Source organism: Streptomyces sp. NPDC005195 (genome assembly GCF_040608315.1).
Lineage (GTDB): Bacteria > Actinomycetota > Actinomycetes > Streptomycetales > Streptomycetaceae > Streptomyces > Streptomyces kaempferi.
On record NZ_JBEXHZ010000034.1, the window covers coordinates 1 to 13798 of the forward strand.

A 13798-nucleotide genomic window follows, 5' to 3' on the forward strand; every position below is an offset into this window, starting at 1 on the left:
GCCGAGAAGACCCCGGCCGAGAAGGCCCTGGAAGAGGACACCCCGGCCGAGGACACCCCGTAGGCGCAGGGGAACCGCGCGGCCGCGTACGGCCGGTCGCGCGTTTATGAATTTGCCCTCCGGGCGAATTCATAAACGTGCGTGCCTCCGGCACGAAAAGCGTTGTGGGTGTGGGGGGTTGATGTTTGCGGACGGGTTTTGAGGGGGTGTCAGACCGGTTTTCGGGTGCCGGGGGCGGGTCGGGCCTTCCAGTCCCTTCCCGGGGGCTGGTAGGGATTCTCCGAATTCCCTACCACGAAAGAGAAAAGGGATTCGCTGAATTCCTTGAGATAATTAAACCACGGAATTCTAAGGAGGGTTGGCCCCTCCGGGGCCAACCCGGCCGGACCGCACGGAGAGTGAGAACCTGTCAGGCGACCATAAAGAGCTCAGGAGTCCTCCGGACACTCACACACCCAACACTCCACCAGGCGCCCCACAGGACGTCTGACGGGCCACCAGGCCCCCAACACCCAGCGCGGCGACACCGGCGCCGCGCCACCCGCTAACACACGCCCAGCCCGATCCCCGAAGCCGCCGCCCGACCACACCCCGCCCCCATTCCTCTACTCGTCCTTCTGCGGTGCGGGAAAAGTGGCAGCTGAGGGGATGTCAGCAAAGCGACCACACTGCACATGGCCTCTGAACTGGGCATACGTAGAAGCCGGCGAATCCGGCCCGCAACACCGAGCGCAACACCTGACGCAACGTCAGAAGGCAACCCTGTATGCAGCATCGTCTGCAACGGGGGTTCCATTCTCCCTCATGTTCCACTATTATTTGAGTCCTGGGGGAGGCGACCCCCGGAACCGCAAGGAACCAACGAAGGGGAAACCGTGGAAATCCAGATCTCTGGCGGCATTGTCCGCCGTGTGTCCGGCCCGGACGCGCCGGTAAACGGCATTGCCGTTCAGGCCCGTACGATTGCAAACTTCCTGCCGCTTTCCGTCCGGCGCGCAGGGGTGAACATCGTGCACAACCTCGATGACAAATACACCGGCATTCGCGTCGACACCAAGCGCGGTCCGATCGTGCTGGAAATGCCGACCGGCGAGGACCCCTACCGTCTCGTCCACCAGCTTCCGGAGCCGAGCGAAACCGGGCGCACCGAGGTAGAGATGCGCCGCTTCCCGCAGATCTATAAGCCGCAGGGAATCGCACTCATCTTCGGTGAGTTCCTCCAGTCGCGCGGCTTCCTGAACTAGCCGGAAATTCATCCGGGGGAATGGCACGGGGCACTCGGCCATTCCCCCGGGCACATCCAGTCAGCAACCGTGATCGGCAAAGGGGAATACTGGTCATGAAACTGATTTCGCGGTTAAGCGGCGAGGAGATCAAGCAGGGCCGGACGCTCCACGGGCAGGAAGGCGCCGCAGCCCCCCACGCGTGGAAGTTCGAGCGCATCCACCTCCACCGTGACGGAGTGCACCACGTTCACGTGTCGCGCCCCGGCGGGCGGCGGGGGCGGATCCACCGCGCGTTTCACCCGAGCGAGTTCGGGTGTGAGGTTCAGGTGGAGATCACGTGGCGCCGGACCGTCCGGCACACGGTCAGGCGCACGTGGACGAAGGTCGACGATTACCTGTTGGCCGGAGTGTTCGCGCTCGTGCCGTTGGCGTTCTTCGAGCACTTCCACTGGTCTGACGCCGTCATGTCGATGTTGGGCATGAACCACAAGTAGAGGAAAGTGCAGGTCAGGGGTGGGTTTACTCACCCCTGATTTCCACTATTGTTGAAGTTGTTCGGGGGGGCGGTGGCCCCGCCCCCCCGAACCGCAAAAACCGACAGCGAAGGGGAACATCGCATGACTCAGCAGTACGCCGAGCGCGCCACCGCAGCAGCGCCCAGGGGAGCCCGGAACGCCGACCTGCGAGACCTGGTCACCATCCTGGAGGACCAGCGGAACCGGAAGTTGGACGTCGTCGCGTCCGCAGGCGCCCTGTCGTTCGAGAACGGAAACGTGCGGGTCGAGGGCATCGAGCGGCAGATCACCGCCGACGGTGTCTCGGACGTTGACGGCACCTACCGCCCCACCGCCGTCGCGGACGAGGGGATAGCCGACCGGCTGAAGATCCCGGTTTCCTACCTCCGCCGCATGCGCGCCGAGAACGTCCCGCTGCTGGACGAGAACGTGAACGCGTGGCTCCGGCAGGACCCCAGCCGCCGTTACATGCTCCGCGCGCTGCGGGGCGACAGCGCCCCCGGCGCCGCTCCCGCCGAAGGCGTGGCCCGCGCGCTCATGTCCGACAGCTACAAGGTCATGGATAATCTCGACATCCTGCTCGCCGCCCTGGACGGGGTCCAGAAGTCCGGGCACCCCACCAACGTCACAGGGTGCGACCTCACCGACCGCCGCATGTACGTGCGGGTGCAGTCCGAGGCCGTCGCGCTCCGCGCCCCCGAACTGTTGAAGGGCTACCGCTCCCCGTTCAACGGGCGCACCGGTGACGAACTCCCCCTGATCTCCGCAGGGTTCGTCATCACGAACAGTGAAGTCGGCGCCGGAGCATGGTCGATCACCCCGCGCGCCGTCATCCAGGTGTGCACCAACGGACTGACCATGACGCAGGACGTCATGCGCGCCGTGCACATCGGCGCCAAGCACGACGAGGGAGTCGTGAACTGGTCCGAGGAGACCCAGCGCAAGGAACTCGCGGTCATCACGTCCAAGACCGCCGACGCCGTCCGCACGTTCCTCTCCCGAGACTACGTCGAGGCCAAGGTGCGCGAGATCGAAGCCGCCGCAGGCAGGCCCGTGACCGAGCCGACGAAGACGATCGAGCACGTCACCAAGACGCTCAAGATCAGCAACGAGACCAAGGAGACGATCCTCTCCCACTTCATCCGGGGCGGGCAGATGACCGCCGGAGGCGTGATGCAAGCCATCACGTCGACCGCGCAGACCCTCACCGACGCCGACCAGGCCGCCACCCTGGAAGCGCTCGCGCTCCCCGCCCTCACCGCAGCCGCCGCACACGGCTGACAGACCCCCGTGCGGGCCGGGTGACCCCGACACCCGGCCCGCACGGGCCCCACGCCCGCCAGGGCCGCACACCGCGCGGGCCGGGAACTCCCCGCCCGGCCCGCGCACACCCCCTCAGTGCATACGGACCCGCCGTCCGGCCCGCGGTTGCAGGAAACAACTCGGCCGAACACATCCCCGGGTGCAGCGCGCCGGCCTTTCCGCTCTCACCGCCCATCGCCCACCGCCCTCTCACCGCAAGGAGCAGCACTGTGCCGCAGTTCGCCGAAGGCTCGTACGTCTCCTGGGACCTCCGCGACGGACCGGTGACGGTGGAAGTGATGGTGGTCGACAGGCACCACATCACCTACCGGTCCGCCGACGACTACCGGGACATGGTCGAGGCCACCGTCTACTCCTCCCTCGCGGAGAAGACCGCCGACTGGCGCCCCGCCACGGCCAAGGAAGCCGCCGCGTTCAAAGCCCGGTTCCGGCCCGCTCCCCAGAACTGGGACTGACGACCGCCCCCCCCCTTGGCGGAACCCACACGCAGGCCCCTTTGCCGACCACCTCTGTCATGGAGATCTGCCATGTCCGGACACCCCGAAGTCATCCGCCCCGACGACGCATCCATTGAGGCCGCCATGGACCGCACCCTGTGGGCGATTGCCGCTCTGTGGCAAGCACTCGGCGACGGAGAACACACGCTGAATCTCATCGTGGAGCGGACCGACGGCGTGATTCTTCCGGCAAACGCCGACGTCTCTCTCGGCGCCTCCCCGGTGCGTATGGCCGTGCTTGACGAGGCTGCCTACCAGGAGTGGCGCACGCTGCTGGTATTCGCGTTGGAGGGGAGCACGGTACGCAGCGCCGTGCTGATAGCGACCACGGCCACCGAACCCCACCCGCGTACCTGGGGGTGGACCGTGCGTGATGCGTGGCTGCACCCCATGCCCACCGCCCAGCTCCGGGACGCTGTCATCCCCTGTGCCGACGATCCCACGGCCATCACGCGCGAGGTGTCCCCGGCTCCAGCGCTATTGGCCCCCAAGCCCAGGTCCTACACCGCGCCTGCGTAGCCCCCAAGACCCCGTGCGCCTTCCCCGACCCCCCGAGGGGAGCGCGCACGGCCTCCGGCCAGATCGCCACTGGCCACCCTCTGTCTGCCCGCGCCCGCCCCTCCCCTTCGACGGGCGCGGGCAGACCACAGCCACCCACCAGACCACCGTCATGAGGAGCAGCTATGCCCACTTCCGGTTACGCGTTCACCTGGACGTCCCAGCCGTTCGACGAGGATGAGGCAGCCCCCGCAAGCCTGCTGCTCACCGTGGCGCAGGGAGCCGTGACGCTGCTCGGAGACCAGTGGAGCGCCGCCGAAGGCCCCGCAGGCCGCACCGGCCACGTACGCAGCGGCTCACGCGACGTGTTCACCATCGGAGTGTGCGAGGCCGGAGCCGTCTTCCTACGCAACGACGGAACCGGCGACGTGATGCACCTGCCGCACACCGACGCGGAAAGCGACGTCGACGCCATCGCGGAGCAGGTGGCCGAGTACATCGGCCACCTGTACTGACCCACCACCCCGTTCGGCCCGGCCACCGCGCCGGGCCGAACCACGGACCCACCGGCTCGCCGGCTCCCACGTCGACCACCACCAGGAGCAGCCGCCCATGCACTCGACTCAGACCATCGAGACACCCGTCGACCTGCCCCGTAACCTGACCCGGCTCCGGGCCAAGGCACAGGCTGCCGGATGGACCGCCGCCACCGAGGCGCAGCCCGCCTACTGCGCGCTGGTGCTCACCGCCCTCCCAGCGTCCGGGGAAACCGTCCTGCGGTGCGTATGGAAGTCCACCGCCCACGGGTACCGGTGGGACGGCGCAGTCCTCACCGTCAACGGCCAGAAGGCGCGGGACGGTATCGCGTGGCGCGAGGTCGGGACACTGGTGTCCACCACGCTCCCCGCCCGCCCTGATCTGTCGAAGTACGGGGAGCGCAGCGCGTCACCGGTCACGGCCGAGGTGGTTTCCGCGGACATCGCCGCGACGCCGGCGGGCAAAGTGCCGGTCATGCTGCGGCCGTGGGCGAAGCCCACCGTCCCCGTGACGCTGTACCCGTCACGGTTCGTCGGGCGTGACTACGTCGGAGCCGACTGCCTGCTGATCACCGGCGGGCACGACGCCGCGCCCGATGCCGATCCGGTCCTGTCAGCGCTCCCCGCCGACTACCTCACCTCGAACGCCGCCTACCACGAAGACCTCACCGCCCACGCGATCGAACAAGGGCGCAGCCCGGCGCAGGGGCGCGAATTCGCCCGCTGGGTGATCTCCTCCGACATGCTCACGTTCGGGGTGTTCGACGGGGCGTACGCGGCATGGGAACAGTCCCTCACCTGCACCAAGACCGCCCGGCACGCCATCCTCACCTGCACCAGGATGAACGGGACCGCCCTGCGCCTGGAATGCGGATGCGGACAACGCCACCCAGGCCGGCCCTGGGAAAGCGCCACCGTGTGGGACGACAAGGGATGCCACTACCTCAGCCTGGCCGCCGTCCCCATGGACCGCATCGCCGACCTGATCACCCGCCAGGGATACCGCGTGACGGGTGAGTGGTCGACCTACCAGCCCACTGACGTCATCCGCCGGGCGCGCGTCGAGCCGCTCCCCGCACGGCCCGATCCCGGCAGCGTCGATGGGTGGGAGTACGAGGGCGGAGCCTGCCCCGGTCTCGAGGCGGCAGCGCACCGCGTAGCACCCGGACGCATCATCCCGCCGGTCCAGGCAGCGCCCCGGCAGCAGCGGCGAATCCCGCGCAGCCGCGAATGGGCCGCGCGGTTCCTGCACGGCCACCACGGGACCCAGGAGACCGGCAGCCGGCCGACCACCGCCCCGCCCCATCCTTGAGGAGACTTCCTGATCATGCGTTGGCTGATGACACTCGGAGAGCGCACCCGCCCGGACACTCCCGCCTACGCCGAGTGCCCGCCGCCAGGACAGGCCCGCGCCAGTGCCCTGGTGGACGACTGCGGACAGCTCTTCCCCATCGTCCGTGCCTGGGCACGGCAGTTCAACGGCGACGTGACCGCCTGGGCCGCACAGGTCGAGGTCGACGACATCGAGCACCTCCCCCGCCAAGTGACCGAGGAATGGGACCCCCTGCTCCGCCTCGACACACAGCCCGGCGGATACGTGGTGGTCACCGACTACCGCGACCACCAGAACCCGACCGCCGACGCCCGTCAGCGCCAGGTCAAAAGCCCTGGCCTGGACTCAAGTCGCGAGATTCTTCCGTAAGTCCGCAGGTCAGAGGCAGGTTCACACCACGCCAACTTACGCTATTATTGATGTTGCGGGAGGGGGTCACCCCCCGACCCCCTCCCGCACCCCGGCCCAGTCGCCGGACCGAGGAACCCCTACCCGGCAAGCCCGTTGCCCCAGCTCAGGAGACCTCCCATGGCCCATGCATCCGCCCAGCTGATCGGCGACCGTTCCCACCAGTGCGACGCCACCGCCACCGCCACGCACAGCGGAGCCCGCGCGTATGTCCTGTGTGACGGGATCGGCTCCAGCGACGAGGTGCAGGCCTGGACGCTCACCGCCGCCCGACGCATCGCCCGCGCCGCCGCCCGCCACGCCGACGCCGAGACCGGACTCCGCGCCGTCTACGACCACTACGCCGCCGAACCCGAGCGCAGCAGCCCGTTCACGGACCTCCCCAACGCGTGCGCAGCCGTCGCCGTCACGGTCCCCGGCAAGCCCCTGACCGTCGCATGGTGCGGGGACGTGCGCGCCTACACCCTCACCCCCAGCGGCACGCTGCGGTGCCTCACCGCCGACCACAACAGCCGGCGCGTCTTCGGCGGAAGCCGCAACCGAGTGACGTCCTACCTGGGGGCGACGGAGTCCGACAAGGAGTGCAAAGCCCGCTACCAGCATCCGGCGATCGAGTCCGCGACCGGCCCCACCGGCGCCTGCCGGCTACTGCTCGCCAGCGACGGCGCGTACGAGCCCCTGGAAGACTCCGCCCGCGACCTCACCCACTACCTCACCGGGACCCCGAAGCACGCCGCCACCGACTTCGTCACCGCCGCCATCGACCACGCATCGAGCCACGCCGACAACGCCACCGTCCTGATCAGCGACATCCCCGCAGAAGAAGCCGTGGCGTAAGCCGCCCCCGGTCGGGTGGCGGGCCCCTTCCACCCTTGCAGAGGCGGTGCCCGCGCACCGCCTCTGCCGCCTCTGAAGTGCGAGAGCCGCCCGGATCGCGCACTCTGCACCCTGCGCCACCGCAGGACCGCGCCCACAGGCCGAAGGAGAACCGTCCCGTGGCCACGTTCGCCCACATCACCCCCGAACGCTGCGGGCAGCTAGAGCGTGCCCTCACCGCCGCCGGCCTCACCTGGCAGGACAACGGCAACCAGGACCGCCCCCACCTGCTCACGTACACCGTCACCGACCCGGCCGGGCGCCGCTGGAGCATCGCGGCCGCCACCAGCAACCAGATCGTCCCCTCCCGGCCGGCGAGCCTGTGGGAGGCCTGTTGCCCGCAAGCGCGCCACCGCAGCCCGGTGCTGTCGGCCCGCGCCGTCGCCGCTCACATCCGCGACTTCCCCGCCTAGCCACCGGCGGCACCCACCGCCCCGCGGCCTCCACAAGCCCCGACCGAAGGAGCGGACCCCGCCATGCCCACGGAGTTGACGACTCAGGAGCAGTTCGACAGGTTCGCCGACGAGGTGGCCCGCGAGCTGGGGGCGGAATGCTCCACCGCCCCGGACCCCGGGTACACGCACATGCTGGCGCGGCTCATCACCGACAGCGCCGGACGCGTGCTGAGTCTGCGCCAGCACGACTGCAGCCAGCCCGCTCGCCTGAAGGTCTACGCGAGGTTGCCGGAGAATTCCGGAGTCCTGTCGCCGCCGATCGGCGTCACGGCCAGCAGTGCCCGCCACGTGGCGCGGGAGATCACCCGGCGGCTACATCCGCGACACGCCGAGGCCATAGCGCTCGCCGCCGAGCTCACCGCTCTGCGGGAGACCGAGGCCGCCAGTCGCCGCGCCGTGGCGCAAGCGGTCGCCGGAGCGCTCCCAGGCGCCCGCATCAACGAGCAGTACCGCTGCACGGAGGTGTTCTGGCAGCGCGCACCTCAGGAGCAGACCGAACCCGTCGAGACGGACTCCGTGCACGCCGTCATCGGAGCTTCAGGCGAGAGGTTGAGCGTCGAGACCTCCGGCTGCATCGAGGGAATCGTCGCCATGCTGGCCGCCTTCGCCCAGCAGTGAACCCCACCGCCCCGTCCCGCCCCAGGCAAGGAGTCGTCGTGCCCGACCTGTCAACGGTCACCGAATGGAACATCAACAAGCCTCATCAGTGCCCGCAGTGCGCTCACGACACCGTCGCGGTCCCCTCCCGGTGGGAGGTGTTCACGTGCTGCAACTGCGGCACCCGCTTCGCCCGCTTTCCCCGACTGCAGCGCTTCCTGCACCACACCGGGATCACCTGCGAGGTGTGCACCCAGCGCATCCCGGTGCCCGTCGACGGCCAGCCCTTCGGTTTCCTGCGTCGCCGTCACGCCGGGCGCGGCATCGGCGCGCCGACCCTGTTCGAAGCCTGGCTGCAGGAAACCGACTACCCGCACCTCTACCGCGCTGGTGACCACTACCTCAACACCCGAACCAGTCGCGTGGATGCCATGGCAGAACTCGCCTGGCGGCGCAGCATGTTCGGGCCCGTCGAAGACGACCCGAGCCCCGTCGTCGCTGTCGTCGCCGAAGAGGAGACCTTCAAATTCGGGCTCGACGCCACCGACGAGCAGCGCCGCGGGTTCCGGGAAGGCACCGTGGAGGTCTACAGCATCGGAGTCCTGCGCCAGATCCCCACCCCTCACCCCAGGCGCGGGCAGTTCTACGCCGACCGCGACACCTTCAACAGGGGCGTGGCGATCGCACCCGCCGGCCTGGAAGGCCTCTACACCCACCCACAGCACCTCCCCGAGCCGCTCGCCGCATACGCCCCGCAGCTCCGACCATGACGTGCGGACTCGACCGAACAATCCGGCTGCCGAGGAAGAGCGTTTCCGCTGCTCAGGGGCGGGTTCACATCAGACACATATCCACTATTATTTAGTTATCGAGTTCAGCGGCACCTCGCACACGCTGCCTGCCGGAGCAGGCACGCCGTCGCCGCTACTTCTCTCCACACCAGTCTCAGGAGTTGCCATGTTGCGAACGCTGCTCCGCGCCCTGCTCCGGTCCCGTCTCCGCCTTGCCGTCCGGCCGCTCACAGCCGGAGCGCCGGATCTGCCGCCCACCGCCCGGGATGTACTCGGCGGCGCGGCCACGGCAACCGAGGCGATCACCTACAACCGCGTGCGCGTCGCCACGGCGACGGCCGTCGCTCTCTACCGCAGCGGTCACCACCTCCCCTTGACCAACGAGCAGTTGGACGACGCCGTACACGCCCTGCACTTCCCCTACTCCGTCCCCACCCCCGCAACGCGCGCCGCCATCCGCGCCGCCCTCGGAGTCCTGGAAGCCGACCCCACGATCAACGTCACCCGCTGACCAGCCGACCACACCGGTGGGCCGCCCCGCCCGGGACGGCCCACCGGAAAGGAGCTCCGGTGTTCCTCGTCGTCCCCGACCCCGCTCACGGACTCGTTGCCGCCCCCGAGTCCTCCGACGACCTCACGCCCGAGATCGAAGGCTTTCTCACCAGCGACGGATTCGACTGGAACAGGGAGATCGACGCCTACACCCGGCCGACCGGACACAGCCCCGACGATGTCGACCACACCGCCGACACACTGCGCGGGCTCGGCCAATACGTCTTCTCTGGATACCGGCCCCTGCCCAAGGCCTGAGAAAGCCGACCGCACCGAGGAGCACCCCGTCATGGCCGATCCGGCCGCCAACGCCCGCCCGTCATCCGCCGACGCAAAGACGCAGGCCGAGGACCTTGTCACCGCCCCCGGCCCCTACCTGCTCCGCGGCACCGTGCACGGCGCCTCGTTCGAGGTCATCGTCCCGCACGAAGCCGCGGTGAACAACGTCCACACAGCCCTGATGGCAGGCAAGAACGTCACCTCCGAGAACGGCGCCGTGACCGTCGTGCACAACGACCGCGGCGACCACTGGGTCCAGGCACCGGCCACCGCCGCGCAGCTGGACGCGGCCGCCCGCCGCCAGGTCGCGGAATCACCACTCCGCCTCGGTGACCTGGTCGAGTACGACGCCCGCACCGTGACATTCCCCGACGGCCCCAAACACGTGCCCGGCGGCCAGGGCCACATCCGGGACGTGTGGGCCGGCCAGGGCCAAGCCGTGGCACGCATCGAGCTCGAAGACGGCACCTTCGACGTACCCCCGCTCGAAGACCTCCGCCCCGCCTGACGCAGGCCCACACCGCAACCGCCCCCGGGGCGGGCACGGCACGGCGCCGCTCAGCACACCCGCGAACGCCCGACCCCACCAAAGGAGTTGCGATGACCGACACGCTCACCACGACCGCCCCCAGCACACCGGCAGGCGTCGCCGGGGCCGTCCTCGACGCCATCGAGGCCCACCCGGAGGCGTTCAGCATGCACGCCTGGTGCTGGCTGCCCGACGGCGCGCCGCTGCCCCCGAACGTCACACCGCCGTACGGCGCCACCCTGTGCGGCGCCGCATGGGCCGCCCACCTCACCGGCTGGACCCTGGTCAACGGCACCAGCCTGGCGAAGGTCACCAGCCGCCTCAACAGCGACACCCTGTACGAGGGATACGCCCGCAGCTACGCCCTCAAGACCGGCGAGCGCCGCGACATCGCGACCGTCGCAGACGACGCCCTAGCGCTGGAGCCCGGCCACCACCTGTGGACCGGAGAAGCAGACGCCGCCCTCGCGCGCCTGCGCCAGATCGCCGGACGCTGAACCCATCAGCCGGCGGCGGGAGACGCGACCGCGTCACGGCGCACCGACCCGCTTCCCGCCGCCGGGCCCGGCAACCGCGGAGGACCGACAAGCCCCCTGCCAGCGCAGGCCGAACTCCCGGGCACGAACCGCGCCCGTGGCTTCCCGGTGAGGACTTCACCGAGCCCTGCGAGACGTGCCACGCCCCCGCCGGCGCGTACTGCCGCCCGCACTGCGACACCGGATACACCGCCCAAGACGCCCAACGCGACACCGTACGCCGCGAGCAGCGCCACGCCGACAGCCCGCCCACCGTCTGAGCCCTCCCCCAGGGTGTGAGCGGTCAGCATCACCCCATGCGTCTCTTCGCAGGAGACGTCCATATGTTCCCCGACCCCAGAGGCGGGCGAACACCTCCTGTCCCTGCACCTTGCTCCGGTGCGGTAGCTCTCTGCTGAAGTCGGGAGCCCCCATCCCGGGCTGACCTCTCGCGCACCTCCCCGTGGCACTGCGCCCGGGCCTGCGTCACCCGCTGACACCGCCCCTCTCACGCCGCCCGCGAAAGGAAGCTCTCGTGACCCAGGACAGGACCCCGCTCGCCGCCACCGACCTGTCGGCCCTCGCCCACGGTCAGCGGGCGTGGTTCACCACCGCCCGCGGCCCGGTGACCGTACGGCGCTACGCCCGGCACGGCGACTTCATCCGGGTCGCCGTACGGTCCGGCAATGGCCAGGACCGCGCCGCCCTGCTCACCTTCCACCCCGACGCCTACCCGCTCGCCCCGACGTGGCTGGCCGCCATCGCCCAGGCCGCCCCGGACACCGCAGACCACCGCCACCCGTCCCTGCCCACGGGATCGGTACGGCTGCTCGCACGGATGACGCCCGCCCACCGCCTCGGCATCCCGCGCCTGCGGGACGGATCGGTCGGCTGGAGCATCCCCGGCGCCACCGCACGCCTCTGGCCAGACGGCCGCCTCGAACTGCGAAGCACCACCGGCCCCGTCCTGTCCGGACAGCTGGAAGGTTCGCAGTGGGACCAGTTCCAGGTGGCCACCGTGGCGGATGCCGGCCTACGCCTGCTCTGCGCACCCGAAGCCCAGCACATCACCCGCACCGGCCAGCCGAGAGGATGGTCACGCCCCTACGACCGCCCCGGAAACACCGGCAACGGGCGCGAACGCAACGGCGGTCAGATGTACGACAGCTCCACCACGTCATCCTGCTCCTGCGGGTGGACAACGACCTCACCATCCCAACTCGGCGCCCGCGCGATGGCCGAACAGCACCACCGCGAAGGCACCACCAGCAACCTCAGCGACGGCCGACCGTCAGGTGCGTGACTTCCGCCCGGGTCTCAGGCCACACCGCCCCGCCGCCGAGCACGCGGGGTTCCTTCTGCACCGCGCCGTCTGAGGAGAGCTCCGTCGTGGGTGGGTGGACCGGAACCAGATCGGCCGACGGTCAAGCTGGACGCCTGCACGACGGCGCAGACGAGACCGAGACCTCGTGCGTGGCGACCGGCACACTCACGACCTGGTGACGGATCAGGAGGCGAAAGCCGTGCCCCTCCAGTCCGCACCTGTTCCCGCGTCGGCAGGTGAACGAGCGTGGCCAAGCGTGGCCGCCGACTGGACCGCCCGTGGACGTACCTGTTCGACCCCTGGTCCGCAGTCGAAACCGCTGGTCAGGGGTGGGTTCACACTCACGATATTTACACTATTATTGCACTTGTTGGAGCGGTGAGAGCGCCGCAGGACATGGAAGCCGGAAGGAACCCTCTGGTGAAGTCCCTCGAATTGTCCGGACTCCTGGCTACGCCGACTGCGCCCACGGTGCGCGAGGCGCTGCGTCACATGCCGCCGCACGCCCTCGACGAGCTCATCATCGAGGCTCTCGCGGCCGCCGAGAAGGCGTGGCAGCGGGTCGTGGTCGACCGGGTCGCGGCGTTCCTAGCCGGGCAGTCCGTTGACGGCCCCCGGATCGTGGCTGCGTACTTCACGCCGACGGAGCGTACGACGCAGGCCGGTACGCATCCCGGGTGGAGCCCCTTCGTCGCGGCGCTCGCGAGCACCGAGGACATCCCGGATCTCACACACGCGCGCACCACTGCCGTAGCCGTGCCGATGCGGGAGGCGGCGTTGTCCGAGGAGATCTTCGCCGACCCTCATCTGCGCAACGCACTCAACCGGCTCGCGGCGCTCGACCCGCCCAGCCATACGGACGTCCTGCGCGTCCACCTGCCCACCCGTCAGGTCACCCGCCTGACGCCCTGAGCCGTCACCGCGTGCGAACGCTGCGGCGCCCGCACGCAGGAGGAGCAGCCGAAATTTCCGGTTCCGATTCTCTGCCACGAGTGCCGCCAGGGGCGGTATCAAGTCCGGGGCCCGGACTCCTACTCCTGCCGGTCCTGCGGCAGCCGGGTCGCGGGTGCCGCGTTCCCTCTCGGGGACGAGGAGCGGCTCGTCGTCCTGGCGGGCGTCCTCCAGATCCTGTCCGTGCCGGATGGCCACCAGGTGGTCACTCCCGACCGGCGCGTCTACGCGCCGCACCTGGGCGCGAGCCTGGCTCTCGCGCTGCGCATCCACGCGGCCCGCGGTGTCTTCCCGAGCCCCCGGGCCGCTGCGACCGCCGCGGGTGTGCTGGCCATGCTGGATGTCGACGAACGCGGGCCCTGGGTGCTGGCGCCCGCGCAGTTGGACGCGCTCACCCGGGCCATGGACGTGCGCTACGCCGCGCTGCCGTCCGCGTCCCGCCAGTACCCGGAGTTCGACGCCGAGATCCGCGACGCCGACGCCAGGAGCCGGCGCGCCCTTCGCCCGTGACCCCAGCCCAGCCCTTCGAGGCGTTCCGCCTCCGCCGCACCCTGTCCGCAAGGAGGCCGGTCGTGTCCGTTTCCCATTCCGTG

19 protein-coding genes are annotated in these 13798 nt (G+C 69.8%); all 19 read left to right on the forward strand.

Going from position 1 to position 13798, the window contains the following annotated elements; all coding sequences use genetic code 11:
• Positions 1-875: 875 nt before the first annotated feature.
• Positions 876-1244 carry a hypothetical protein gene (locus ABZV34_RS26990; protein ID WP_356281744.1) on the forward strand — a complete coding sequence of 123 codons (369 nt, stop codon included), beginning with the start codon at positions 876-878 and terminating at the stop codon, positions 1242-1244.
• 95 nt (positions 1245-1339) lie between these two features.
• Complete coding sequence (locus ABZV34_RS26995; protein WP_356281746.1) at positions 1340-1720, forward strand: hypothetical protein; 381 nt, start codon at positions 1340-1342, stop codon at positions 1718-1720.
• Positions 1721-1843: 123 nt separating this feature from the next.
• Complete coding sequence (locus tag ABZV34_RS27000) at positions 1844-3022, forward strand: DUF932 domain-containing protein (RefSeq protein WP_356281749.1); 1179 nt, start codon at positions 1844-1846, stop codon at positions 3020-3022.
• 251 nt (positions 3023-3273) lie between these two features.
• Complete coding sequence (locus tag ABZV34_RS27005; RefSeq protein ID WP_356281752.1) at positions 3274-3519, forward strand: hypothetical protein; 246 nt, start codon at positions 3274-3276, stop codon at positions 3517-3519.
• A gap of 72 nt (positions 3520-3591) precedes the next feature.
• The gene (locus ABZV34_RS27010; RefSeq protein WP_356281754.1) at positions 3592-4080 is read left to right on the forward strand and encodes a hypothetical protein; all 489 of its coding nucleotides are present in this window, start codon (positions 3592-3594) and stop codon (positions 4078-4080) included.
• A gap of 164 nt (positions 4081-4244) precedes the next feature.
• Positions 4245-4574, forward strand: coding sequence for a hypothetical protein (locus ABZV34_RS27015; protein WP_356281757.1), 330 nt, complete (start codon positions 4245-4247; stop codon positions 4572-4574).
• Between the two features lie 97 nt (positions 4575-4671).
• On the forward strand, positions 4672-5907 hold the full coding sequence (locus ABZV34_RS27020) for a hypothetical protein (RefSeq protein WP_356281759.1): 1236 nt from the start codon (positions 4672-4674) through the stop codon (positions 5905-5907).
• A 15-nt stretch (positions 5908-5922) separates the two neighbouring features.
• Positions 5923-6297 (forward strand): hypothetical protein, encoded by a 375-nt coding sequence (locus tag ABZV34_RS27025; protein ID WP_356281762.1) that lies wholly within the window; start codon positions 5923-5925, stop codon positions 6295-6297.
• Between the two features lie 159 nt (positions 6298-6456).
• Positions 6457-7173: a protein phosphatase 2C domain-containing protein gene (locus ABZV34_RS27030; RefSeq protein WP_356281765.1), complete on the forward strand. Its 717-nt coding sequence runs from the start codon at positions 6457-6459 to the stop codon at positions 7171-7173.
• Between the two features lie 158 nt (positions 7174-7331).
• Positions 7332-7625 (forward strand): hypothetical protein, encoded by a 294-nt coding sequence (locus ABZV34_RS27035; protein WP_356281767.1) that lies wholly within the window; start codon positions 7332-7334, stop codon positions 7623-7625.
• A 63-nt stretch (positions 7626-7688) separates the two neighbouring features.
• Positions 7689-8285: a hypothetical protein gene (locus ABZV34_RS27040; protein WP_356281770.1), complete on the forward strand. Its 597-nt coding sequence runs from the start codon at positions 7689-7691 to the stop codon at positions 8283-8285.
• 38 nt (positions 8286-8323) lie between these two features.
• Positions 8324-9034, forward strand: a complete 711-nt coding sequence (locus ABZV34_RS27045) for a hypothetical protein (RefSeq protein ID WP_356281773.1) — start codon at positions 8324-8326, stop codon at positions 9032-9034.
• Positions 9035-9221: 187 nt separating this feature from the next.
• On the forward strand, positions 9222-9566 hold the full coding sequence (locus tag ABZV34_RS27050; protein ID WP_356281776.1) for a hypothetical protein: 345 nt from the start codon (positions 9222-9224) through the stop codon (positions 9564-9566).
• 59 nt (positions 9567-9625) lie between these two features.
• The gene (locus ABZV34_RS27055; protein ID WP_356281779.1) at positions 9626-9865 is read left to right on the forward strand and encodes a hypothetical protein; all 240 of its coding nucleotides are present in this window, start codon (positions 9626-9628) and stop codon (positions 9863-9865) included.
• A gap of 31 nt (positions 9866-9896) precedes the next feature.
• Complete coding sequence (locus ABZV34_RS27060; RefSeq protein ID WP_356281782.1) at positions 9897-10394, forward strand: hypothetical protein; 498 nt, start codon at positions 9897-9899, stop codon at positions 10392-10394.
• Positions 10395-10486: 92 nt separating this feature from the next.
• Complete coding sequence (locus ABZV34_RS27065; RefSeq protein ID WP_356281785.1) at positions 10487-10912, forward strand: hypothetical protein; 426 nt, start codon at positions 10487-10489, stop codon at positions 10910-10912.
• A gap of 553 nt (positions 10913-11465) precedes the next feature.
• Positions 11466-12233, forward strand: coding sequence for a hypothetical protein (locus ABZV34_RS27070; protein WP_356281788.1), 768 nt, complete (start codon positions 11466-11468; stop codon positions 12231-12233).
• A 441-nt stretch (positions 12234-12674) separates the two neighbouring features.
• Positions 12675-13166: a hypothetical protein gene (locus ABZV34_RS27075; protein ID WP_356281791.1), complete on the forward strand. Its 492-nt coding sequence runs from the start codon at positions 12675-12677 to the stop codon at positions 13164-13166.
• A 222-nt stretch (positions 13167-13388) separates the two neighbouring features.
• Positions 13389-13715 carry a hypothetical protein gene (locus ABZV34_RS27080; protein ID WP_356281794.1) on the forward strand — a complete coding sequence of 109 codons (327 nt, stop codon included), beginning with the start codon at positions 13389-13391 and terminating at the stop codon, positions 13713-13715.
• The last annotated feature ends 83 nt before the right edge of the window (positions 13716-13798 follow it).

Coding starts and splice junctions, on each gene's coding strand:
- ABZV34_RS27030 (WP_356281765.1), top strand. CDS start 6,457: ATGGCCCATGCATCCGCCCAGCTGATCGGCGACCGTTCCCACCAGTGC.
- ABZV34_RS27065 (WP_356281785.1), top strand. CDS start 10,487: ATGACCGACACGCTCACCACGACCGCCCCCAGCACACCGGCAGGCGTC.
- ABZV34_RS27015 (WP_356281757.1), top strand. CDS start 4,245: ATGCCCACTTCCGGTTACGCGTTCACCTGGACGTCCCAGCCGTTCGAC.
- ABZV34_RS27000 (WP_356281749.1), top strand. CDS start 1,844: ATGACTCAGCAGTACGCCGAGCGCGCCACCGCAGCAGCGCCCAGGGGA.
- ABZV34_RS26995 (WP_356281746.1), top strand. CDS start 1,340: ATGAAACTGATTTCGCGGTTAAGCGGCGAGGAGATCAAGCAGGGCCGG.
- ABZV34_RS27050 (WP_356281776.1), top strand. CDS start 9,222: ATGTTGCGAACGCTGCTCCGCGCCCTGCTCCGGTCCCGTCTCCGCCTT.
- ABZV34_RS27040 (WP_356281770.1), top strand. CDS start 7,689: ATGCCCACGGAGTTGACGACTCAGGAGCAGTTCGACAGGTTCGCCGAC.
- ABZV34_RS27020 (WP_356281759.1), top strand. CDS start 4,672: ATGCACTCGACTCAGACCATCGAGACACCCGTCGACCTGCCCCGTAAC.
- ABZV34_RS27060 (WP_356281782.1), top strand. CDS start 9,897: ATGGCCGATCCGGCCGCCAACGCCCGCCCGTCATCCGCCGACGCAAAG.
- ABZV34_RS27010 (WP_356281754.1), top strand. CDS start 3,592: ATGTCCGGACACCCCGAAGTCATCCGCCCCGACGACGCATCCATTGAG.
- ABZV34_RS27025 (WP_356281762.1), top strand. CDS start 5,923: ATGCGTTGGCTGATGACACTCGGAGAGCGCACCCGCCCGGACACTCCC.